17 protein-coding genes are annotated in these 21,931 nt (G+C 70.6%); 7 read left to right on the top strand and 10 right to left on the bottom strand.

Annotation, left to right across the window (positions count from 1 at the left end; all coding sequences use genetic code 11):
- Nucleotides 1-31: 31 nt before the first annotated feature.
- A complete protein-coding gene (locus NYZ95_RS20435; RefSeq protein WP_262851434.1) occupies nucleotides 32-1,363 on the bottom strand; it encodes an alpha/beta fold hydrolase in 1,332 nt (443 codons plus the stop codon).
- Between the two features lie 70 nt (nucleotides 1,364-1,433).
- On the bottom strand, nucleotides 1,434-2,402 hold the full coding sequence (locus NYZ95_RS11620; protein WP_262851433.1) for a zinc-binding dehydrogenase: 969 nt from the start codon (nucleotides 2,400-2,402) through the stop codon (nucleotides 1,434-1,436).
- Nucleotides 2,403-2,506: 104 nt separating this feature from the next.
- Between NYZ95_RS11620 and NYZ95_RS11615 the strand changes: the two genes are divergently transcribed.
- The gene (locus NYZ95_RS11615; protein WP_262851432.1) at nucleotides 2,507-3,205 is read left to right on the top strand and encodes a DUF1275 family protein; all 699 of its coding nucleotides are present in this window, start codon (nucleotides 2,507-2,509) and stop codon (nucleotides 3,203-3,205) included.
- Here NYZ95_RS11615 and NYZ95_RS11610 read toward each other — a convergent pair.
- On the bottom strand, nucleotides 3,202-4,164 hold the full coding sequence (locus NYZ95_RS11610) for a helix-turn-helix transcriptional regulator (protein ID WP_262851431.1): 963 nt from the start codon (nucleotides 4,162-4,164) through the stop codon (nucleotides 3,202-3,204). The genes NYZ95_RS11615 and NYZ95_RS11610 overlap by 4 nt on opposite strands.
- A gap of 364 nt (nucleotides 4,165-4,528) precedes the next feature.
- Between NYZ95_RS11610 and NYZ95_RS11605 the strand changes: the two genes are divergently transcribed.
- Both NYZ95_RS11605 and NYZ95_RS11600 read left to right on the top strand, forming a co-directional pair.
- Nucleotides 4,529-5,080: an SACE_7040 family transcriptional regulator gene (locus NYZ95_RS11605; RefSeq protein WP_262851430.1), complete on the top strand. Its 552-nt coding sequence runs from the start codon at nucleotides 4,529-4,531 to the stop codon at nucleotides 5,078-5,080.
- 31 nt (nucleotides 5,081-5,111) lie between these two features.
- Nucleotides 5,112-5,636: a gamma carbonic anhydrase family protein gene (locus NYZ95_RS11600; RefSeq protein ID WP_262851429.1), complete on the top strand. Its 525-nt coding sequence runs from the start codon at nucleotides 5,112-5,114 to the stop codon at nucleotides 5,634-5,636.
- Between the two features lie 91 nt (nucleotides 5,637-5,727).
- Here NYZ95_RS11600 and NYZ95_RS11595 read toward each other — a convergent pair whose 3' ends face one another.
- Nucleotides 5,728-8,382, bottom strand: coding sequence for a M14 family zinc carboxypeptidase (locus NYZ95_RS11595; RefSeq protein ID WP_262851428.1), 2,655 nt, complete (start codon nucleotides 8,380-8,382; stop codon nucleotides 5,728-5,730).
- Between the two features lie 177 nt (nucleotides 8,383-8,559).
- On the opposite strand from NYZ95_RS11595, the gene NYZ95_RS11590 reads away from it, so the two are divergent.
- A complete protein-coding gene (locus tag NYZ95_RS11590) occupies nucleotides 8,560-9,921 on the top strand; it encodes a GntR family transcriptional regulator (RefSeq protein WP_262851427.1) in 1,362 nt (453 codons plus the stop codon).
- Between the two features lie 20 nt (nucleotides 9,922-9,941).
- Here NYZ95_RS11590 and NYZ95_RS11585 read toward each other — a convergent pair whose 3' ends face one another.
- From NYZ95_RS11585 to NYZ95_RS11575, 3 genes are read right to left on the bottom strand one after another with little or no spacing between them, the layout of a single operon-like run.
- A complete protein-coding gene (locus NYZ95_RS11585; protein ID WP_262851426.1) occupies nucleotides 9,942-10,763 on the bottom strand; it encodes an NmrA family NAD(P)-binding protein in 822 nt (273 codons plus the stop codon).
- Nucleotides 10,760-12,271 carry a purine-cytosine permease family protein gene (locus tag NYZ95_RS11580; RefSeq protein WP_262851425.1) on the bottom strand — a complete coding sequence of 504 codons (1,512 nt, stop codon included), beginning with the start codon at nucleotides 12,269-12,271 and terminating at the stop codon, nucleotides 10,760-10,762. The genes NYZ95_RS11585 and NYZ95_RS11580 overlap by 4 nt, the downstream gene beginning before the upstream one ends.
- Nucleotides 12,268-13,119, bottom strand: coding sequence for a purine-nucleoside phosphorylase (locus NYZ95_RS11575; protein WP_262851424.1), 852 nt, complete (start codon nucleotides 13,117-13,119; stop codon nucleotides 12,268-12,270). Before NYZ95_RS11575 ends, NYZ95_RS11580 begins: the two co-directional genes overlap by 4 nt.
- Nucleotides 13,120-13,369: 250 nt before the next feature.
- On the opposite strand from NYZ95_RS11575, the gene NYZ95_RS11570 reads away from it, so the two are divergent.
- Nucleotides 13,370-15,775: an immune inhibitor A domain-containing protein gene (locus tag NYZ95_RS11570; protein ID WP_262851423.1), complete on the top strand. Its 2,406-nt coding sequence runs from the start codon at nucleotides 13,370-13,372 to the stop codon at nucleotides 15,773-15,775.
- A 184-nt stretch (nucleotides 15,776-15,959) separates the two neighbouring features.
- Here NYZ95_RS11570 and NYZ95_RS11565 read toward each other — a convergent pair whose 3' ends face one another.
- Nucleotides 15,960-17,495 carry an MFS transporter gene (locus NYZ95_RS11565; protein ID WP_262851422.1) on the bottom strand — a complete coding sequence of 512 codons (1,536 nt, stop codon included), beginning with the start codon at nucleotides 17,493-17,495 and terminating at the stop codon, nucleotides 15,960-15,962.
- Nucleotides 17,496-17,688: 193 nt separating this feature from the next.
- Between NYZ95_RS11565 and NYZ95_RS11560 the strand changes: the two genes are divergently transcribed.
- Nucleotides 17,689-18,219, top strand: coding sequence for a TetR/AcrR family transcriptional regulator (locus tag NYZ95_RS11560; RefSeq protein ID WP_262851421.1), 531 nt, complete (start codon nucleotides 17,689-17,691; stop codon nucleotides 18,217-18,219).
- A 16-nt stretch (nucleotides 18,220-18,235) separates the two neighbouring features.
- Here the strand turns inward: NYZ95_RS11560 and NYZ95_RS11555 are convergent, their stop codons facing one another.
- Together NYZ95_RS11555 and NYZ95_RS11550 are read right to left on the bottom strand one after the other, a co-directional pair.
- A complete protein-coding gene (locus tag NYZ95_RS11555) occupies nucleotides 18,236-18,448 on the bottom strand; it encodes a PLD nuclease N-terminal domain-containing protein (protein ID WP_262851420.1) in 213 nt (70 codons plus the stop codon).
- A 17-nt stretch (nucleotides 18,449-18,465) separates the two neighbouring features.
- Nucleotides 18,466-19,095 carry a YigZ family protein gene (locus NYZ95_RS11550; protein WP_262851419.1) on the bottom strand — a complete coding sequence of 210 codons (630 nt, stop codon included), beginning with the start codon at nucleotides 19,093-19,095 and terminating at the stop codon, nucleotides 18,466-18,468.
- Between the two features lie 160 nt (nucleotides 19,096-19,255).
- On the opposite strand from NYZ95_RS11550, the gene NYZ95_RS11545 reads away from it, so the two are divergent.
- Nucleotides 19,256-21,877, top strand: coding sequence for a 5'-nucleotidase C-terminal domain-containing protein (locus NYZ95_RS11545; RefSeq protein ID WP_262851418.1), 2,622 nt, complete (start codon nucleotides 19,256-19,258; stop codon nucleotides 21,875-21,877).
- Nucleotides 21,878-21,931 lie beyond the last annotated feature (54 nt).

Below are 21,931 nucleotides of genomic sequence, written 5' to 3'. Positions count from 1 at the left end.
TAACGGTTGTTAACCCCCGCCACCAAGAGCGTCAGTCGTGCGCGTCGAACTGCACCGAGACCCAGTGGTCCGACGACGGCCACGCCGGGACGGTCAGCGCGTGCGTCCGCGTGCCGTCTCGCGGCTCCACGCGCAGCCGCAGCCCTCGCGCGCTCGGCGTCGAACCGCCCGCCTTCATGACGTAGTCGACGCCGGTGATGAAGGGCACCGCCGCGAACTCGGCGATCGGCTGGCCGAGCACGCTCACGCCGTCAGCGCCCTTGTCGCCCACGGCGAGGCCGATCGCCCGCTTCGTGCGTGGGGCGATGCCGTCGAGCACCGAGACGCCGTCGATGGTAAGGGTGTCGTTGCGCCCCGCCTGGTCGCTCCACCACTCCTTGTTGCGGCTGATCGTGAGGTTGGTGTGCCGTGGCGAGGACGTCATGATGCTCCGGACGATCCCGCCCGGCTGGTCGGTGAGAAGACGGACGAACCGGTCGGACCGCGTGAACGGCTCGGTGTAGAAGTGGTGCGTGATCTCGCCGCGCGTGAGCTCGAGCTCGTAGCGGGTCTGGGGCGTCGCACGGAACGGGCCGAAGGCTCCGTCGGTCACCGCGAACGTGGCGACGGGCCGCCCGAGACGGGCGCCGGTGGCCGGGTTCAGCCGAAAGACGCGCAGCGTGCCGTCGACGACCGGCAGGTTGCTCACGAAGAAGTGCACGCGTCCGGACACCTCACGCGGGCCGCGCTCCGGCTCGACCTCGACGGTCGTGGGCTCGCGACCGTTGAAGAACCGGAACATCGCACGGAAGCTCTCCACGGAGGTGACCGCCTCGGTGTGTCCCTGCTCGCCGAGGTCGACGTTCGTGGCACCGGTGATCTCGCGGGTGACTCCGGGGTAGCGCCACGGCTCGGCCCACAACGCCAGGGTGTCGACGCCTCCCGGCGGGGACGACGCCGTCACGCCGTCGACGTTGACGTAGTGCGCCACCCGAGCCGCACGAGCCGGGGAGCTGACGAGGTACTGCTGCGAGACGTACGTGCCGAGGGAGTGGCCGACGAGGTCGACCCTGTCGGCGCCGGTCCGCTCCAGGAGCGCCGCGACCGCAGTGTCGATCCGCTCGTGCACCTGGACGAGCGAGTTGCTCTGGAACTGCGTGTCGTACTCGACCGCCTCGATGTCAGCGACGTCGTACCCGTTGCTCGCGAACCGCAGCGCCGGCGTCTGGAACTGGCTGGCCGACCCCGCTGACCCGTGCACGAAGACGATCGGTCGAGGATCGGGTTGCCGCCCACCTGAGCCCCGATCGGCGGCGGCCGGCGCCGTGAGCGTGCCGAGGACGAGGAAGAGGGCGGCGACAACGACGCTGAGTGCTCGCTTCACGAGGGCTCCTGACTCGTACGGTCGAGAGTGCGATGTGATCCACGACGCTAAGCGAGCGCTTACTCAGCGGTCAAGGACGCACGTCGATCAGCGTCTTCGCCACCGCGGTCCTCTCCTCGAGGCCGCGGTGGGCGTCGGCCAACCGCTCGAGCGGGTACCGCTGCCGGATCACCGGCGACCAGAACCCCTCGCGCAGCAGCTCCAGGGCATGGCCCATCAATGCGCGCACCTGGTTGTCCGGGAGCTGGACGCCGGTGATGCCGTCGACCTCCAGCCCCCGTCGGCGGACCTCATCCGGGTCGGGCTGCAAGAACCCGCCCGCCGCCCCGTACGCGACGAGCCGCCCGCCGTCGGCGAGCACCGTGAACGCCTCCTGTCCTGGCGTCCCACCGGCACCCTCCAGCAGCACGGTCGGCCGCCGCCCCCCGAACGCGGCGAGGGCTTTCTCCGTCCATCCCGGCTCCGAGTAGTCGACGGCCTCGGCTCCGAGCTCACGGACGAGCGCGAGCTTGCGCTCCCCGCGAGCCGCCCCCACCACCGACGCCCCGCGCGCGAGCGCCGCCTGCACGAGCAGCGCCCCCGCACCACCCGCAGCGGCGTTGATGAGCACGCGGTCGCCTCGATCCACCCGGGTGACGTCGAGCAGACGGATCGACGTGACGCCGTCACGTGACAGCGCGGCCGCCTCGCCGTCGTCGAGGTCCGCGTCGAGCGGTACGACGAGCGCGACCGACGCCACCGCGTGCTCGGCGGACGCGCCCGCGGTCCCCGTACGGGCCAGCACACGCTGCCCGATCCACGCCTCGGCCACGCCGTCGCCGACCGCGCGCACCGTCCCGACGACGGCACCGCCGGGGACGTACGGCACCGACATCCCCCACTGCTGACCTCCGCCTCCGCGCAGCAGCGTGTCGAGGAAGATCACGTCCGCCACCGCCACCTCGATCCCGACCTCACCGGGACCAGGCGAGGGAACCGGGAGGTCGACGACCTCCAGCACCTCGGGGCCGCCGTACCCGCTGACCTGCACTGCGCGCATCGGATCTCCTTCGTCGGACGGAATGCTGCGAGTCTCGACGCTCAAGTCGACTTGAGGTCAAGCGCGATCCGCGGAGTCTCCTCGACGCGTGTACGGTCGTCGCCGTGGCAGAGCATCCTGCCCCCGAAGTCCTGGCACGAGACCGCGCAGTCGCGGCGCTCGCCGTCCTCAGCGGCGCCACGGACGCGATCAGCTTCCTCGCTCTCGGCAGCGCGTTCACCTCGGTGATGACCGGCAACCTCGTGCTCGTCGGCGTAGCGGCCGGCTCACGCGACGCCACCGCGCTCGGCGTGGTGGCGACCGCCCTGGTGGCGTACGTCGTGGGCGTCGCCGTCGGCGCCAGGGTGGCCGGTCGCCCTCACCCGGGGGACAACGTCTGGCCGGCGCGCATCAACGTGGCACTCGGGCTCGAGCTCGTCCTCCTCGCCGTGTACGCCGTCGGCTGGTGGGCGCTGGACAGCGAGCCCCGGCAGGTGTGGGTCCTGCCGCTGCTGGCGCTCAGCGCAACGGCCCTGGGGATCCAGGCGAGCGCGATCCTGCGGTTCGGCGTCAGCGGCATGTCCTCGACGTACCTCACAGGAACGCTCACGACCTTGGTCGCCAAGGTCGCCGCCGACCTGCACCCTCGGGGCATCTCGCGGTCCGCCCGCATCCTCGCCGCCCTCGTCGTCGGCGCCACCGCAGGTGCGGCGCTCGTCAGCTTCGCGCGGCCGGTGGTGCCCGCGTTCCAGCTGGTCCTCCTGCTCGCCGTCCTCGTGACCGGCCGACACCTCAGCCACAGACCGAGAGGTGGACGACGCTAGAGCCAGCCGCGCTGCTTCGCCGCCACCCCGAGCTGCAGCCGGGTCTCGACCCCGGCGCGCTCCATGAGGCGGCTCATCCGACGCTGGACCGTCCGCGCCGACAGCCCGAGCTGGTTGGAGACCTTGTGATCCGTCAGGCCGGCGTTGAGCAGACGGAGGATGCGCGCGTCGGTCTCCTCGAGGTCGTCCGGGGACGACGGCGAGCTCTGGAGGAGCGGGGTGCCGTGGGACCAGAGCCCTTCGAAGAGAGCGATGAGGCTGTCGAGGATGCCGCTGCGGTGGACGATCAGCGCACCGCCGGAGAGGTCGTCAGGCGACGCCATGACCGGGACCATCGCCACCTCGGAGTCCACGACGAGCAGCCGCGACGGGAGCGACGGCGCCAGGCGGACGTCGATGCCCTGGCCGTCGTGGAACTCCGTGAGCATGTTGGGCCGGTCGAGGACCCCGCGCTCGGCGAGGACCCGGAAGCGGACCCCGCGCTCGACGCCGCGGCGCTCCTCGGCGAAGTCGTACTCCGCCGTCGTGAGCTTGGTCGTACGCACGGTGAGCCTGACCTCGCGCCGGGCGGCTCGCAGGAGCTGGGCCACGCGCTGCATCCCCGCCTGGCGGCCGGGGACGAGGTCGACGAGGTCGGAGGCCGTACGTTCGTCGCCCGCCTTGCGGTAGAGCTCGTTGAGGCGTTCGAGCTCGATCTCGGCGCGGCGCAGCCAGCGCTGGCGCTCCACGATGAGGGAGCCGATCGCGACGCTCGGGGGCGAGGCGGTGAAGTGCTCGTGGTCGCCGCTGACGTGCCGGCCGACGAGTCCTCGCTGCTCGAGCGACTCGAGGTAGGCAGTCACGTCGTCGACGTCCACGTCGAGGGTCGAGGCGAGCTCCGACGGGGTCGCGCTCGCCGACTCGACGAGGACCCGGTACAGGTCGTACTCGTCGGGGGCAAGGCCGAGGATCTCGAGCACGCGTCCCCTCCTTGTCTGTCCGGGCGCTTGGCGGATCTTTCCACGCCGCACGCGGGGGCAGGGAGTGGTTTGCGCGAATTCCTCCTGTTCCGCGCTCTCCGCGGCCCGAAGGGTGTCGTATTGGCGACACGGCAGCATTATGCCATTCCCATCTCGGTGAATTCGTGGCAGATTTCTTCCTGTAGCACCCCGATCTCCTCCGCGCGGCCCCCGTGACGCGGAGGAGAACCGTTCGTGAGCGGACCCGAGACCGCTCACGGGCACCAGCGGCCGGCGGCACCCCCGCCGGCCGCTTTTTCTCTGCCCCCGGACTTCGCCGTCGCCCCTCCCGTCCTGCGCGCCTGCGGCGACCTAGCATGACTGCGTGGTCACGACTCGCCAGGAGCAGATCCTCCGCACCGCCGCCTCGCTCTTCGCCGAGCGCGGCTTCCACGGAGTCTCGGTCCACGACATCGGTGCCGCGTGCGGGATCTCGGGTCCGGCGCTCTACCGCCACTTCGCCGGCAAGGACGCGATCCTGTCCGACATGCTGGTCGGGATCAGCCAGACCCTGCAGAGCGGAGGCCGCGCACGGCTGGCCTCGGCAGGCGACCCCAAGGCCGCCCTCGACTCGCTCGTCGCGTTCCACATCGACTTCGCGCTCACCAACCCGGCGCTGATCGTGGTGCAGGAGCGGGAGTGGACCAACCTCGACACCGCCAGCCGTGCGACGGTGCGCGCGCTGCAGCTCGACTACGTCGACGCCTGGGTCGAGGTCCTGCGCGCCCTGCGACCCGAGCTGGACCAGCGCACGGCCCGCGCCGCTGTCCAGGCCACCTTCGGGCTCCTCAACTCCACGCCGCACAGTGCGCGCATCTCCGAGGACGCGATGGCCGAGCTCCTCACGCAGATGGCCCGGCGCGCACTCCTCGGATGAGCGACGTGTGAGCCGTGGCACGATCGGCTCCATGACCGACGCACCTCTGCTCCGCACCATCGCCGGGACCAGCCCCGACCTCGACCCCACCTCGTACGTCGCTCCCACCGCCGTGCTGACCGGCGCCGTGACCCTCGGTCCGCAGGCGAGCGTCTGGTACGGCGCGGTGCTGCGCGCCGACAACGCCCCGATCACCATCGGCGAGCGCAGCAACGTCCAAGACGGCTGCGTGTTCCACGTCGACACCGACAAGCCGCTGACGCTGGGCAGCGGTGTCTCCGTCGGCCACCGCGCAGTGCTCCACGGGTGCACCGTCGAGGACGACGCCCTCATCGGGATGGGCGCCGTCGTGCTCAACGGCGCGCGGATCGGCGCGGGTTCGATGGTCGCCGCAGGGGCGGTCGTGCTCGAGGGTGCCGACATCCCGCCGGGCTCGCTGGTCGCCGGGGTCCCCGGCAAGGTCCGCCGCGAGCTCAGCGCCGAGGAGCGCGAAGGTCTCACCCGCAACGCCCGCAACTACCTCGCACTCTCCGACCTCCACCGCGACGCGCAGTAACGCACCCGTCCCCGATTCGGGCAGTTCGCCACGCTTTCGGCAACGCGAAAGGTGGACAAGTGCCCGAATCGGGGACGGGGCGGGTGGCGCGCTACGGCAGCAGGGTGCCGTTCGGTGCGAAGGCGGGCTTCAGCTTCTTGAGCTGGGTCTTGTTCACCTCCGCCGCAGGTCCGCCGTACACCGCGTTGTAGAGCAGGTTGAACGACGAGCGCGGCAGCGAGCGGAACGTGATCTCCGACCCGTACGTCACCACCTTGCCCTTGCCGATGTCGAACGAGACCACGTTCGCCTCGCCCGCGACGTGCTCCTCACCCTTGAGGTAGCCGCTGGCCAGCACGTCCGACTCCGGGTACGTCGACACGACGTCGGCCTTCTTGCCGGTCGGCGTCCAGGCCTGCGTGTTGTAGAGCCACACCGGCCACTCGTCCGGCATGCCCCACGCGACCATGTCGGAGCTGTCGAACTCGTGGTTGAGCAGGCTGCCGCCGGTGGCGAACACGTTCCGGTCGGTCGGCAGCGCCGGCTCGATCGGCAGGTCGAGCAGGTCCTTCGCCGTGGCGACCGAGCTGCCGATCGCCAGCAGCGTGCCGCCCTGCCGGACGAACTGGCGGAGCTTCTTCCAGCCCTTCTCACCCACGCCGTACGCCCATGCGAACTCCTCGTCGTACCGGTTCTGGTCGAGCCCGTCGACGATCCGCGCCGTCGAGATGCCCTGCGGCAGCACGATCGTGTCGTAGACGTCGATGAGCCGGCCGCTCTGGAAGTCCTGCGCCCCGACGACCTCGTAGTTGACCTTGTACTGGTCCATCAGCCACATGTCCCAACCGCCGGGCATGTTGTTCGCCCCGCGCAGCAGGCCGACCCGCGTACGCGGCTTGAGCTGGATGCCCTCGACCTTCGGCGCGGACGCCGTCGCGGCGACCGGGATGCCGACCTTCTTCGTCGCCGTCGCGAGCACCGAGCGCGCCTGCGGCGTCGCCGGGATCACGTACGTGCCCGCCGGGTAGGTCGTGCCGCCGTCCTTGAACTCCTTGCCGGCGCGGAACGTGGTGATGTTCGACTTCTGCAGCGCGGCGACGACCTGGATCGTGCCGTACGACTCCGGCCGCACCAGGTACGCCCCTGCGGCACCCGGCGCTGCCGGCATCGTCACCGATGGCACCTCGACCGACTCGACGCGCTCGAGCGAGGCGTCGAACTCCTCCTTGACCTCGTCGACCGCGACGCCCATCTGGAGCGGCAGACTCGTGGTCGCCTCGGCGTACGGGAGGTCGTCGGTGGGGTAGGAGTCCTTGCCGAGCACCTGGTCGACCCAGTTGCCGCGCGGCTGCTTGGTCTTGATCACGTACGACCCCGCGGCGTACTGCTTGCCTGCCGCGGTGAACGGCGCGGCTGCCCGGTCGATCTCGACCTGCGTCCACTCCAGCCGCTCGAGCATCTCGTACGTCGCGTACGGGTCGCGCTGGTCGGCCTCGACGACGTACGCCTCGACGCCCGACTTCACGCCGTCCTCCATGTACTCCGCGGGGACGGACCACAGGTTGTCGTACAGCAGCTTCTCGCCGTTCTGTGCGACGTACTCCATGCCCGCGTACGTGGCCGTGTTGGCGTACTCGACGATGTCCTTGAGCGTCCAGGTGTCCTTCTCGTACGGCTCGATCAGTGCCTGGGTCGGCACCTGCGGGCCGAGCGGCTTACCGTCGCTCGACTTCTGCGGGTACGCGAGGTCGACGACCGACGCGATCTCGGTGAGGAACGCACCGGTGCCGGTGAACGGGAAGAACCCGACGGGCTGCTCCAGGGTCCAGAAGATGTGGTAGTCCTGCGTGCCCACGCCGGACTTGCCCTCGGCGGCGAGCTGACGCATCGCGTGCTGCCCGATCGCCGAGCTGGAGGCGTTCATGTTCGGCGGCACGTTCGCGCTGGTCACGCCTCCGTACGGCGGGACGAAGAGACGCTCACCGGAGTTGCCCTGCTGGTGCATGATGTGCGTCATCACCGGGCGGAACTTCTTCTCCAGCTCGAGCCGGTACTGCGCCTCGACCTGCGTGAACATCGTCCAGTCACGGTTGTCGTCGTGCCCGGTGTACTTGTGGTAGAGGTCCGGGTACGTCCGCGCGAGGTTCGTGCCCGCCGTGCGGTTGAAGTGGTCGACGACGAGGTGCTGGCCGTCGGGGTTCTGCGACGGGACGAGCATGATCACCGCGTTGTTGAGGACCTCGTCGGTGAAGGCGGAGTCCTCGGTCGCGAGGCGGTGGACGATGTCGTTGATCGCCTGGCCGTTGCCGACCTCGGTGGAATGGATCGTCGCCTCGAGGTGGTAGATCGGGACGCTCTCGCGCGCGAGCGCCTTCGCCTCGGCCTGCGAGGTGTTGCGCGGGTCGGAGAGCTTCTGGTTCATCTCGACGATCTCGTCGAGGCGCTCGAGGTTCTTCGGCGCGCTGATGAAGACCGTCGCGTACTCGTTGCCCATCGTCGTCTCGCCGACCGTCTCGTAGTCGACGCGGTCGGACTTCTTGGCGATGTCCTTCATGTAGTCGAGGACGTCGGGGTAGGCGGCGAGCTTCCCCTCCGTCCCCATCTCGAACCCGAAGAACTCCTCCGGGGTGGGGATGCCGTCGACAGCGGCCGGCAGGTTGACCCGGTACGGCGCCTCCGCGGTGGCGGAGGAGGCGACCAGGCTTGTCCCGAGCAAGGCGACCGACGCCGTGACCACGGCGGCGGACAGCATTCGTCTGTGTGCCATGTGATGCCCTTCCACGAGGTCCCGCCGCGGGTGCGCGGCGAGGTTGCCTCACGTTAAGGACCATTCACGGGCGTCGGACCGTCTCGCTTGTTCCGGATTGTGCGGACTTGCCGGTAGCCGTGGCCGCATCCGGACAGTGGGGTGGCGGCGCGTCTGCGGCGCCGCTAAGAATTCGTCATGGGGGGAGAGCCCGGTCGCACCAGCACGTCGATGCCTGCCGCGCGGCTCGCCGCCGGCGTGGCCGAACCGTCCGCCCGAGGGATCGCCGACCACGTCGCCCGCCTCATCCGGCAGGGGACGCTCCGTGACGGCACCCGGCTCCCCACGGTCCGCGCCACGGCCGCCGCGCTGCACGTCGGCGCCACCACCGTCGCCACCGCGTGGGCCCTGCTGCGCCACGAGCGGCTCGTCCGCTCCGACGGCCGCAACGGCACCTTCGTCCACGACCTCAGCCTTCCCTCGAACGAGCGGCCTGACCCGTACGACGTTCACGACCGTCCGGTGCGGATCGACCTCGCGACCTCGGCGTACGACGTCGACCTCGTCCCGGACCCTGGCCCTCACCTGGCGGCAGCAGCCGAGCGTCTGGCCTGGCGGCACTCGGAGAGCAGCGACGTCGACGACGACCTCGCGCGGGTCGCGTACGGCTCGTGGCCGTTCGTGCCGGACGGGCTGGCGGTCGCGTGGGGCTTCGCCGACGCGTTGGCCCAGCTCGCCGCGCTCGTCGTGCACCCCGGCGACCGCGTCGTCGTGGAGGAGGCGTGCTCGCCCGAGACGCGCGCCGTCCTCTCCGCAGTGCGCGCCCAGGTGCTGCACGTCGCCTGCGACAGCGCCGGGATGGTGCCGGACGCGCTCGCCTCAGCCCTCGCCGCGCGGCCGGTCATGGTCGTGCTGCAGCCCCGGCTGGCCGACCCGCTGGCGCATCGCGTGACCGAGGACCGCGCCCACGCGCTCGCCTCCGTGCTCGCCGAACGGGAGGTGCTCGTGGTCGAGGAGGACAGCGCGGCCGGGCTCGCCACCGAGACGGCCGCGTCGGTCGGTAGGTGGCTGCCGGAGCAGACCGTGCTGGTCCGCGGGTACCAGCGCTCGCACGGCCCGACGGTGCGGATGGCCCTCGTCGGGGGCGCCTCGGCGGTCGTCGAGCGGCTCCGAGCCCGGCAGAACATCACCGGCTCGTTCCCGCCTGCGATGGCGCAGCGGACGCTGGCGCTGATGCTGGGCGACCCGGTCGTGCAGGCGATGGTCGCGCAGGCGCGCTGGCGGTACGCGCGCCGTTGGCACACGCTCGCCCGCGCGCTGCGGCGCCGCGGCCTCGCCGTTCCAGGCGTCGACGGGCTGGCGATGTGGGTGCGGGTGCCCGATGCGCACGTGACCGTACGACGCCTCGCGCGCGCCGGCATCCGGGCGAGGACCGGGACCGACGTCGCCGGACCGACCGTGGGGCCCCGTCATGTCCGGCTCGCGACCGCCGGCCTCCGCGCGGACCACGCGAGCGTCGCCTGGCTCGTCGCCGCGGACGTCACGCACGCCGTGGGGTGAGCGATCGTGTGGATTCGGTGTCACCTGGTGGCACGGAATTCACACGCTGCGTCGAACGGGACCGGGTCGCGACCGGTGAGCGTGCGGACCTCGGCCGACACCGCGTCCCAGCGACGCTCGCGGATGGACGCGAACATCGACGCGTAAGCATAGGTCCACCACGGCGACTCGCCGCTGCGTGCCGTCTGCGCGACGAACGTCGGCTCGTCCACGTCGGCGTAGGAGACCGGGGTGTCCCACGCCCGTCCGGCGACCGCGGCGACGTCGTGCATCGAGAGCGCGGCCGGTCCGGTGACCTCGTGGGCGCGTCCCGTCGGCTCCGCGCGCGCCAGTACGGCGAGGCACCGGGCGACGTCCGCACGCGACACCAGCGAGACGCGTGCGTCGCTGGCCGGCAACCGCAGCTCGCCGGTCGCTCGTGCGGCATCGAGGAACCCGGCGAAGAACTCCGCGAAGAGCGACGCGCGGACGACCGACACGGCGCACCCCGTACGGGAGAGCTGTGCTTCGAGGACCCCGTTGGTGTAGGCGTAGCAGAACGGCGACGCGAGGTCGGTGTCCAGACCGGACAGGGCGACCACGTGGCCGACACCCGTCTGCTCGACAGCGCTCACGAGGTGCGCGTGATGCGTCAGGACCCGCGCCGCCTCGCCGTCGCTCGTGACGAGGACGAGCGTGTCGATCCCCGTCAGCGCGGCGCGCAACGAGGCCGGGTCGTCGTAGTCCGCGGGCACCGGCCCACGCCGTGACAGCCCCACCACCTCGTCCCCGCCGGCTGCGGTGAGCAGCGAGACGACCTGGCCGCCGACGTTCCCGGACGCACCCGTGACCGCGATCCTCATCGTGCGCGGACGGACCGCTCCGCCTCCTGGCGGGCGACCTGGCGGCGTCCGGTGAGCAGGTAGCCGAGGAAGCCGATCACGAGGGCAGCGACGACGCCGAGGTTCGCGAGGGCCCACTCGCCCTTGCGGCCGCCGAGACCGAGCGGCTCGAGGAGGTAGCCCAGCCAGCCGAGCCAGTCGGGTGCGTTCCACGCCTTCGTCACCATGCCCCACCCGACGAACACCGCGAGCGCGAACCACGCCACCGTCGCCACGTTCCACGCGCCGTAGCGCCCGCGCGGGTCGTACAGGTCGAGCGCCGCATAGTCGCGACGGCGCAGCGCGAGGTCGGCGACGAAGATGCCGGCCCACGCGGCGATGGGCACCGCGAGCGTGATGAGGAACGCCTGGAACGGGCCGAAGAAGTCGTCGGCGAACCACAGGAAGTAGATCGCGCCGACCACCATGATCACGCCGTCGATCGCGGCGGCCACCCAGCGCGGCGTCTTCAGGCCGAGCGTGAGCAGCGCCAGACCCGAGGAGTAGATGTCGAGCACCGCCCCGCCCACGAGACCGGCGAGCGCCACCAGGAAGAACGGGACGAGGTACCACGTCGGCAGCAGCGTCACGAGCGTGCCGATCGGGTCGGCGTTGAGCGCGGCGAACAGCGCCGGGTCCGACCCGGCGAGCAGCAGGCCGTACAGGACGAGGAAGACCGGCGCGATGGCGCCGCCGACCGTGGTCCAGAAGACGACGCCGCCCGCCGGCGCCGTACGGGGGAGGTAGCGCGAGTAGTCCGCGCCGGAGTTGACCCAGCTGATGCCGAAGCCCGCCGTCGCGAACACGGCGAGGCCGATGACCGCGGCCGCACCGCCCGACGGCAGCGACGTCACCGCGTCCCAGTCGACGTGGTCGATCGTGAGCGCGACATAACCGACGGTGAGCACCGCCGTGGCGATCGTGATCCACCGCTGCAGCCGCATGATCGTGTCGAACCCGAGGATGCCCGCGACGATCACCACCACCGCCGTCAGCGCGAACCCGAGGATGCGCGCCCCGTCGCCACCGCCCCCTCCGAGCTCGGTGATCACCGTCGCGCTCGCCAGCGCCGCGAGCGCGACGAGGACCGTCTCCCACCCGACGAGCAGCACGTACGACACCGCGGCCGGCAGCGCGTTGCCGCGGATCCCGAAAGCGGCCCGCGACAGCACCATCGTCGGCGCGGAGCCCCGCTTGCCGGCGATCGAGACGATGCCGACCAGCAGGAACGAGAGCACCGTGCCGAGGAGCCCGGCGACCAGCGCCTGCCAGAACGAGACGCCGAAGTCGAGGAAGTACGCGCCGTACGCGACGCCGAAGACCGAGATGTTGGACGCGCACCACGGCCAGAAGAGCGACCGGGGCGTGCCCTTGCGCTCGGACTCGTCGATCACGTTGATCCCGTTCGCCTCGATGGCGCTCGTGGGGGCGCTGACCGGACCGGCGCCCGGGAGCGGCTCGCGGCGGGGCGGGGGTGGCTGCATCGTCATCGGACTTCCTCCGGGAGGGCTGGCTCGGGCGCGAGAAGGGTTGCCGCGAGAACGCCGTGGATCGTGCTCCCGAGCCCGGTCGCGGCCTGTGCGGCGGCAGCAACGACGCTCTCGGGGTCGGTGACGGCGAGGCGGTTCCCGTCGTCGTCGAGCTCGTTGGTCGTCACCACGGAGAGGCCGAGCACCTCCATCCCGGCCGAGCGCGCCGCGATCGCCTCCAAGACGGACGACATGCCGACGACGTGGGCGCCGAGTGCGCGCAGCGCCCTCAGCTCCGCGGTGGTCTGGTACTCCGGGCCGCGCAGCATCGCGTACGTGCCCTCGACGAGCGCGATGTCCCTGCTGCGCGCGACCGCCCGCAACCGTGCGGACCAGCAGTCGGTGAGGTCGACGAAGGTGCCACCGGTCACCGGCGACGCCGCCGCGAGGTCGAGGTGGTCGGCGACGAGGACCCCGGTCCCGGTCGGCCACTGGGGCCAGAGGGAACCGTTGGCGTTGGTGAGGACGCAGGTGCGGGCGCCCGCCGCGGCAGCCGTACGGACACCGTGGACGACCGCGCGGGCACCGTGCCCCTCGTACAGGTGGGTCCTGCCGCTGATCACCAGGACGCGGGCCGTCGCACCGTGGTCGGTGCGCAACGGGACGGAGGCGATCCGGCCGGCGTGGCCGGGCGCGACGGGGTCGAGGAAGCCAGGGACGTCCGCACTCGGGACGACCCACGTCGGCTCGCCGATCGCCGGCTGCGCACCAGCCCATCCGGACCCGAGGACGACGACCGCGTGGTGCACGGGCACATCGCTGGCCGTGGCGATCCAGCGCGCGGCCGTCCGTGCCGCATCCTCGTGCATGAAGGCATCCTGGCACGCCGAGGGTCCGTCTGGGGAGGGCAAAAGACCGACCACGGTACCCACGAAGATCTTCTTCAAAACCCTCCGAGATCAACAGCACTTTCGGTCTAGACGCACCCCCTCAAGCCTTCTATGTTGAGGGTTCGGTGCGCCTCGTTCCTCGCCGCAACTACATCTGCGCCTCTGGGGGCGATGCGGACCCGCCGGGCCGATCGGCCCGGGTCCCATCCGTTGCAGAAGGGGAGAAGTCTTGAGACGTCTCAGCACGGCACTCATCACCTTGGGTGTCGCGGCCTCGTTCGGGGCCGTCTACGCCGCACCAGGGTCCGCACAACCCGCACCACCCGTCACCACCGCCGACCGTGCCGCCAAGGCCCACGAGCTCCCCAACCCGCTCGAGGACAAGCGACGCGCACTTCGCGAGGAGGCCCTCACCTCCGTCGTCAACGGCGAGGCGAAGCCCGTCACGAGGAACGGCTCCGAGGTCGTCAAGGTCGGCTCGTCGTACGCGCCGGCCGACGCCGCTGCCCAGGCCACCAAGCGCGGACGCAAGGCGTTCGAGGCACGCGGCGGCAAGAAGGCGCAGAAGCAGGACCAGTACGTCGAGCTCGCGCAGGAGCGCGCCGACAAGGTCTTCGTGATCCTCGCCGAGTTCGGCGACCAGCGTCACCCGGACTACCCCGACGACGGCTGGGACGACTTCGATCCGAACGCGGTCGAGCCCCAGCGCTTCGACGGCCCGCAGGTCAACCAGATCCCCGAGCCCGACCGTACGAAGGACAACTCGACGGTCTGGCAGGCGGACTACAACCGCGAGCACTACGAGGACATCTACTTCGGCACCGGCAAGGGCGTCGAGTCCGTCAAGACGTACTACGAGGCGCAGTCGTCAGGCCGCTACACCATCGACGGCACCGTCTCGGACTGGGTGAAGGTGCCCTACAACCAGGCCCGCTACGGCCGTGAGGACGCCACCACCTGGGACCTCATCCGCGACGCGCTCACCGCCTGGGTGGCCGACCAGAAGGAAGCCGGCCAGACCGACGAGCAGATCGCCAAGACGCTGCAGACGTACGACGAGTACGACCGCTACGACTACGACGGCGACGGCAACTTCAACGAGCCGGACGGCTACATCGACCACTTCCAGATCGTGCACGCCGGCGGTGACGAGGCCGACGGCGATCCGCTGTACGGCAGCGACGCCATCTGGTCGCACCGCTGGTACGCCTTCATCACCGACGCCGGGCTCACCGGCCCCCAGCAGAACCCGCTCGGCGGCACCGAGATCGGCGACTCCGGGGTGTGGGTCGGCGACTACACGATCCAGCCGGAGAACGGCGGGCTCTCGGTGTTCGTCCACGAGTACGGCCACGACCTCGGCCTGCCGGACGCGTACGACACGACCAGCAAGGGCGACAACTCCAACGAGTACTGGACCCTGATGGCGCAGAGCCGCCTCAACGGCAAGGGCGAGCCGCTCGGTACGCGACCGGGTGACCTCGGCGCGTGGGAGAAGCTGCAGCTGGGCTGGCTCGACTACGAGGCCGTCTCGTACAAGCAGTCCAAGAAGTTGGAGCTCGGTCCGCAGGAGTGGAACTCCGACAAGGCCCAGGGCGCGGTCGTCGTGCTGCCGAAGAAGCCGGTCGAGCACGACAACGGAGCACCGGCGTCGGGTGACTACCAGTTCTACTCCGGCTCCGGCGACGACCTGGCCAACGCGATGACGACCGAGCTCGACCTCACGGGCAAGACGTCGGCTTCGCTGACCGCGCAGGCGCGCTACTCGATCGAGGAGGGGTACGACTACGCGTACTTCCAGGTCTCGACCGACGGCGGCGCGACCTGGAAGGCGCTGGCCGGCACGATCGACGGCGAGGACTACGGTCAGGACACCTCGGGCACGCCGGCGATCGACGGCGACCACCCGGAGTGGGGCGACCTCGCGATCCCGCTCGACGCGTACGCGGGCCAGAAGATCCTCTTCCGTGCGTACTACAAGACCGATGGCGGGCTCGCGATGCCCGGCCTGTTCCTCGACGACGTCACGGTGACCGCCGACGGCGCCACCGTCCTGTCCGACGGCGCCGAGGACGGCGGCGCGGCGTGGACGTTCAACGGGTTCAGCATCGTCGCGGCGACCACGGCCAGGGACTACGACAACTATTACGTCATGGGCCACCGGTCGTACGTCGGCTACGACAAGTACCTCCAGACCGGGCCGTACAACTTCGGGTTCATGAACACGAAGCCGGACTGGGTGGAGCACTACCGTTACGGCCAGGGCCTGCTCATCTCGTACTGGGACACGTCGGTGCGTGACAACAACACCACCGACCACCCCGGTCAGGGACGCAACCTGCCGATCGACGCCCACCCGGAGCCGATCATCAACATCGCGACCGGGGCGCCGTGGCGTGCACGCATCCAGGTGTACGACGCGCCGTTCGGGCTCATCAAGGCCGACTCGATGACGCTGCACACGAACGGCAAGCCCAGCTACATCCGGGCGCAGCCGGCGCAGCCGACCTTCAACGACACCAAGAAATACTGGTACGAGGAGCTGCCGAACCACGGTGTCAAGCTCCCGGCCGTCGGCGTGAAGGTCAAGGTGCTGCAGCAGAAGGGCACCTCGATGAAGATCAAGATCAACTGATCTGATCGCGTACGAGGCGGGTCCCCGGGTTTCGTACCCGGGGACCCGCTCTCGTTCCCGCCCCCTCCGCTGCGGTTTGCCACGCCAGCGTGGGCAGCTCCGGTTGGCGGGGCATGCTTGCCGCGCCAACCACGGTTTCCCACGCTGGCGTGGCAAACCGCAAGGGAGGCGGGCGCCGCGGGGGTCAGCGGTCGGCGTCGCGGAGGGTGAACCAGGAGACGACGGCGGCGCCGAGGGCGATGACGATCGCCACGGACGTCGTGGTCTGGATGGCGTGGTCGAACGCGAGGTGCGCCGACGACACGAGCCAGTGGGCGACCTGCTCCGGGATCTGCCCCGCGAGGTCCATCGCGCCACCGAGGGTCTGGCCGGCGGCCTCGCGCTGCGCCTCGGTCCCTGCCAGCGGCGGCACGGCGACCTGGGCGCGGTACGTCGCGGTGAGGATGCCGCCCAGCACGGCGGTGCCGAGCACGGCACCGATCTCGTACGCCGTCTCCGACAGCGCGGACGCGGCGCCCGCTTTCTCGGCCGGCACGCTCGAGACCACGACGTCGTTGGTCAACGTCTCGGCGAAGCCGATGCCGATCCCGAGGACGAGGAACGCGACCGCGATCGACCACGCCGTCGGGACCTCCCCGACGAATGCGGCGATCGCATAGCCCGCCGCCGAGAGCGCGAAGCTCGCGCTCACCACAGCCCGCACGCCGAAGATCGGCACGAGCCGGACCGCCGTGAGCCCGGCGACGATCGTGCCGAGCAGGCCTGGGATGAGGACGAGCGCGGCGTCGAGCGGGTCGAGGCCGACGACGAGCTGCAGGAACTGCGCACCGAAGTAGAGGAAACCCGTCAGGCCCATCAGGCTCAGCAGGTTCGCGACGAGTGCTCCGGAGAACACGCGGTTCGAGAAGAGCCGGACGTCGACCAGCGGGGTCGGACGCCGCAGCTGACGGCGCACGAACGCCACGAGGCTGACGACGCCGATCACGACGGCCGACGTCACGGCACTCGTGAGTCCGTGCTCGGCGTACGACTTGATGGCGTACACGATCGGCAGCATCGTCGTCATCGACAAGACGATGCTGACGACGTCGATCGGACCCGGGTTCGGGTCGCGCGACTCGGGCACGAGCCACAGCGCGAGCGGGACGAGGAGCGCCACGACCGGCAGGTTGATCAAGAAGACCGACCCCCAGGTGAAGTGCTCGAGGAGCCAGCCGCCGATGATCGGGCCGAAGGCGGCACCTGCCGAGAACCCGGCAGCCCAGACCGCGATCGCGAGCCGACGCTGCTGGCGGTCGACGAAGATGTTGCGCAGCAGCGAGAGCGTGGACGGCATCAGCGTCGCTCCGAAGACGCCGAGCAGGGCGCGCGCGACGATCAGGTGGGAGATGTCGGTCGACTGTGCGGCCGCGTACGAGACGGCCGCGAAACCGACGGCGCCGATGACGAGCAGGCGTCGCCGACCGAGCCGGTCACCCAGCGATCCCATCGCCACGAGCAGGCCGGCGAGCATGAGCGCGTAGATGTCGACGACCCACAGCAGCGCGGTGCCGGACGGGTGCAGCGACGAGCTGATGTCGGGCAGCGCGAAGCTGAGCACCGTGTTGTCCATGCTGACCATGAGGACGGGGAGCATGAGGACACCCAGCGCCGCCCACTGACGCCAGCCGGCGCGTGCAGGGGTCGGTGCCACCTGGAGTGGCGTGGTGCGGGTGCTCATCTCTGTTCCCTCGAGGTCTCGATGCGTACGTCGGGTTAACCGTCCAGCCGGTACAGAGTATTCCCGTCCGGACGGTGCAGACAAACGAATTCGGGGTGTTCTGCGCCACCCGTGCGGCCGGGCCACGACGTCATACGTTCTGCGGGTGCCGACCCGCGGAACGCATGACGTCACGACGGCTAGGGTGTGACGCATGTCCGTACGCTCCGATGGCGCTGCGACGCGCGACCGCATCCTCGACGCCTTCGAGATGCTCCTGGTGGAGGGGGGCGGCAAGATCGCGACGCTCGATGCCGTCGCCGCGCGGGCCGAGGTGTCGAAGGGCGGGCTGCTCTACCACTTCCCCAGCAAGGACGCGATGGTCGACGCCATGCTCGACCGCCTCAAGGAGCAGGGCCGCGACGACGTCGTCAAGATGAAGGACGCGCCGCAGGGACCGGTCCGCTACTACCTCGAGACCTCGGTCGACACCGGCTCGGCCTTCGACCGCGGTCTCATCGCCACCTCACGCGTCGCGCAGGACGACGTACGGGCCCGCGAGACGCTCGCGGAGCTGCGCAACGGCTGGTTCGCGGTGCTCGCCGAGCACTACGGCGACGACGCGCTCGCCCGTACGGTGCAGCTGATCGGCGACGGGCTCTACTTCGACGACACCACCGGGCTGGCCCATCCGCGGTCCCTCGACCACGTACGCGACGTGCTGGACCGCCTCGACGCGCTGTGACCCGCCGGACCTCGGTTCAGCGGCGACCGAGGAGGAAGTAGGCGATCGGGCCGACGGGCTGGACGAAGCAGCCGGCGACCCAGGCGGCCTTCGACCCCCGCACCCGCTCGGCGGGCCGGCGCGCCAGGCTCACGAGCGCGGCCGTCGTGAGGACGACCTCGGCCGCTCCGAGCGCGACGACGGCACGCTGCTGAGTGGAGGACAGGTCGGACCACTGCTTCTTCGCCATGCCCTGACCGTACCCACTCACGGCATCCAGACCGACTCGCCCACCCGCAGATCCCCAGCGCCCCGGGTGAGGACCGCGACCTGCTCGCGCAAGGAGTCGACCGCGTCCGGCCACGCCGCGACGTCGAGGCGTACGGTCTGCGCCCCGTACGCGACGCCGGTCACCTCCACCCCACGCGAACGCAGCTCGTTCTCGACCTTGCCCGCGTCGGTGTGGCCGACTTCGACGGAGACCAGGACGCGACGCTCGCGGCGGACCACCCCCGCGGCATCGAGGGCGGCCGCCGTCGTCTCGGAGTAGGCGCGGACGAGGCCGCCGGCGCCCAGCAGCGTGCCGCCGAACCAGCGCGTGACCACGGCGACCACGTCGCGGACCTCGCGGCGGACGAGCACCTCGAGCATCGGTGCACCGGCCGTTCCGCTCGGCTCTCCGTCGTCGTTGCTGCGCTGGAGCGCCCCGTCGGCGCCGATCACGAACGCTGAGCAGTGGTGGCGCGCGTCGAAGAAGTCCCGCCGCGCCTGCGCCACGTACGCCCGCGCCTCCTCTTCGGAGTCGACCCTGCGGACCCAGCCGAGAAAGCGCGACCCTTTGATCTCGATCGTCGCGTCACCGTCGCCCGCCGGCACGAGGTAGTGGTCGCGCCCCACACGTACCCCCTTCGACGCTGTCCGAATTGTCAATTGTCGCCATGTGCTGGTTGCTGAAACGTCACCCTTTGGGGCAGCGTTCGACATTGCCGGTCGCTAGGGTCGGCGAATCACGACACTCCCGAGGAGACCCCTCATGCGCCCCAGTCACCGTACTCTCTTGCGGCGATCCACCCTTTTCGCCGCCACCGCCGCGCTCGTCTCGGCGCCGCTGTCCGTCGCCCCCACCGCCTCGGCGGCGCCCGAGGACGAGGTGAAGCTGACCTTCCTCGGCATCAACGACTTCCACGGCCGGATCGACGCCAACACCGTGAAGTTCGCCGGCACGGTCGAGCAGCTGCGCGCCGCGGGCGGGGAGGACAGCACCGTCTTCGTCGCTGCGGGCGACAACATCGGCGGCTCGCTCTTCGCCTCCGCCGTCGACGACGACAACCCCACGATCGACGTCCTCAAGGCGCTGCAGCTCGACAACTCCGCCGTCGGCAACCACGAGTTCGACCAGGGCTTCGCCGACCTCACCGACCGCGTGATCCCGCGGATGGGCGAGAACCGCTTCGGCCAGCCGGTCTTCCTGGGCGCGAACGTGTACGACAAGGGCACCGAGGATCCCGTCCTCCCCGAGTACGCCGAGTACACCGTCAAGGGTGTCGACGTGGCCATCATCGGCGTCGTGACAGAGGAGACCCGGGCGCTCGTCAGCGCCGCCGGGATCGCCGACATCGACTTCGGCGACCCGGTCGAGGCCGTTAACCGGGTGGCGGGCGAGCTCAAGGACGGCAATGAGGCCAACGGTGAGGCCGACCTCGTGATCGCGAGCTACCACGAGGGCGCCCCGCTCTCCGACACCGCCGCCACGCTCCAGCAGCAGGTCGCGGCCAGCCCGGTCTTCGCGCACATGGTCAACGACACCGCCGCAGCGGTCGACGCGATCTTCACCGGCCACACCCACCAGCGCTACGCGTACGACGCGCCGATCCCCGGCGAGACGGGCACCCGTCCGCTGGTGCAGTCCGGCAACTACGGCGAGGGCGTCGCGAAGGTCGAGATCACGTACGACACCGCGACCGACGAGGTCGTCGCCACCACGCGTGCGGTCGTCGCGCGTACGACGGCCAGCGACACCGACCTGGTCAACACGTACCCGCGGGTCGCCGAGGTGAAGACGATCGTCGACGCTGCGCTCGAGAACGCCGCTGAGGTCGGCAACCAGCCCGTCGCGACGATCGCCGACGACATCACGACCGCGCTCGTCGGCGGCACGTACGAGAACGGCGTCTACACGCACCCGACGCCGGCGGCGACCGGCGTACGCGACGACCGCGGCTCTGAGTCCACCCTCGGCAACCTCGTTGCCAACGCGCTGCGCGAGAGCCTCGACGACGCCCAGGGCGGCAACGCCGAGATCGGCGTGGCCAACCCCGGCGGTCTGCGCGCCGAGCTCCTCTACGCCGGTGACACCAGCACCAACCCGGCGAACACCGACGGCGTCGTGACGTTCGCCGAGGCCAACAGCGTGCTCCCGTTCGCCAACAACCTCTCGTCCGTCACGCTGACGGGCGCGCAGTTCGTCACACTGCTCGAGCAGCAGTGGCAGCGCGACGCCGACGGCGGGGTCCCGTCGCGGGCGTACCTCCAGCTCGGCCTGTCGGACAACGTCTCGTACACCTACCACGAGGTCGACGACCCGTCCGTCCCCGCCGACCCGCAGGGCAACCCGCGCAAGAAGGGCGTCATCGACTCGGTGACGATCAACGGCGAGCCGATCGACCTCGACAAGGACTACCGGATCGGGACGTTCAGCTTCCTCGTCACCGGCCAGGACAACTTCCACGTCCTCGCGGACGGGACGGCGCCGAAGGACTCCGGGCTCCTCGACCGTGACGCCTGGATCTCGTACCTGGAGGAGAAGTCGCCCGTCGAGCCGTCGTTCGCGCGCCGCTCGGTCCGGCTCGCGGGCGCCGCTCCCTCCGGCCTCGTCCCGGGCGCGGCCGGCAGCGTCACGCTGCAGAAGCTCGACCTCACGTCGCTCGACAGCCCGCAGAACACCAAGGTGACGGCCACGCTGGACGGCTCGCCGCTCGGTGACTTCGACGTCACGAACGGGACGACGACGGTCACCTTCAAGGCGCCCGGCGCCCCCGGGACGTACGACCTCGTCGTGACCGCGGAGCCCACGAACACCGTCGTCCACATCCCGGTCACGGTGGTCAAGGCGTCGTCGTCGGTCAAGGCCGTCGTGCGCGGCGCCGACTACGGCAAGGCCGCAGCGGTGCAGGTCACCGTCACCCCGCCGACGGCCACCGGCACGGTGACCGTCAAGGCGGGGACCAAGGTGCTCGGCACCGGGACGGTCCGGAACGGGAAGGTCACCGTCCCGATCAAGAAGAAGGCGCTCGCCCCGGGACGGCACACGCTGAGCGTCGCGTACTCCGGTGACGCGAAGGTCGCCGCCTCGAGCACGACCGTCGCGCTCACCGTGGCCAAGTCGGCGTCCGCGGTGAAGGCGAAGAAGAAGACGCAGACGATCCGGGCCAAGAAGACCAAGGCCAAGATCGCCGTCACGGTGAACACCCCGGCCGGAGTCCCGGCGAACGGCAAGGTCACCGTGACGTACAAGGGCAAGAAGGTCGGCACCGCCACGGCCCGCAACGGCAAGGCCACCGTCACGCTGAAGAAGTTCACGAGCAAGGGCAAGAAGAAGCTGCGCGTCACGTACGCGGGCTCGTCCACCGTGAAGGGCGGCAGCACCTCGCTGACCGTCACCGTCAAGAAGCGCCGCTGAGCCGCTTCGGCCCGGGCACACGCTCCCTCGTGTGCCCGGGCCGTTCTCTTCCAC

It is taken from the genome of Mumia quercus (genome assembly GCF_025506335.1).
Lineage (GTDB): Bacteria > Actinomycetota > Actinomycetes > Propionibacteriales > Nocardioidaceae > Mumia > Mumia quercus.
This window is presented reverse-complemented; position numbering and strand designations above follow the sequence as displayed.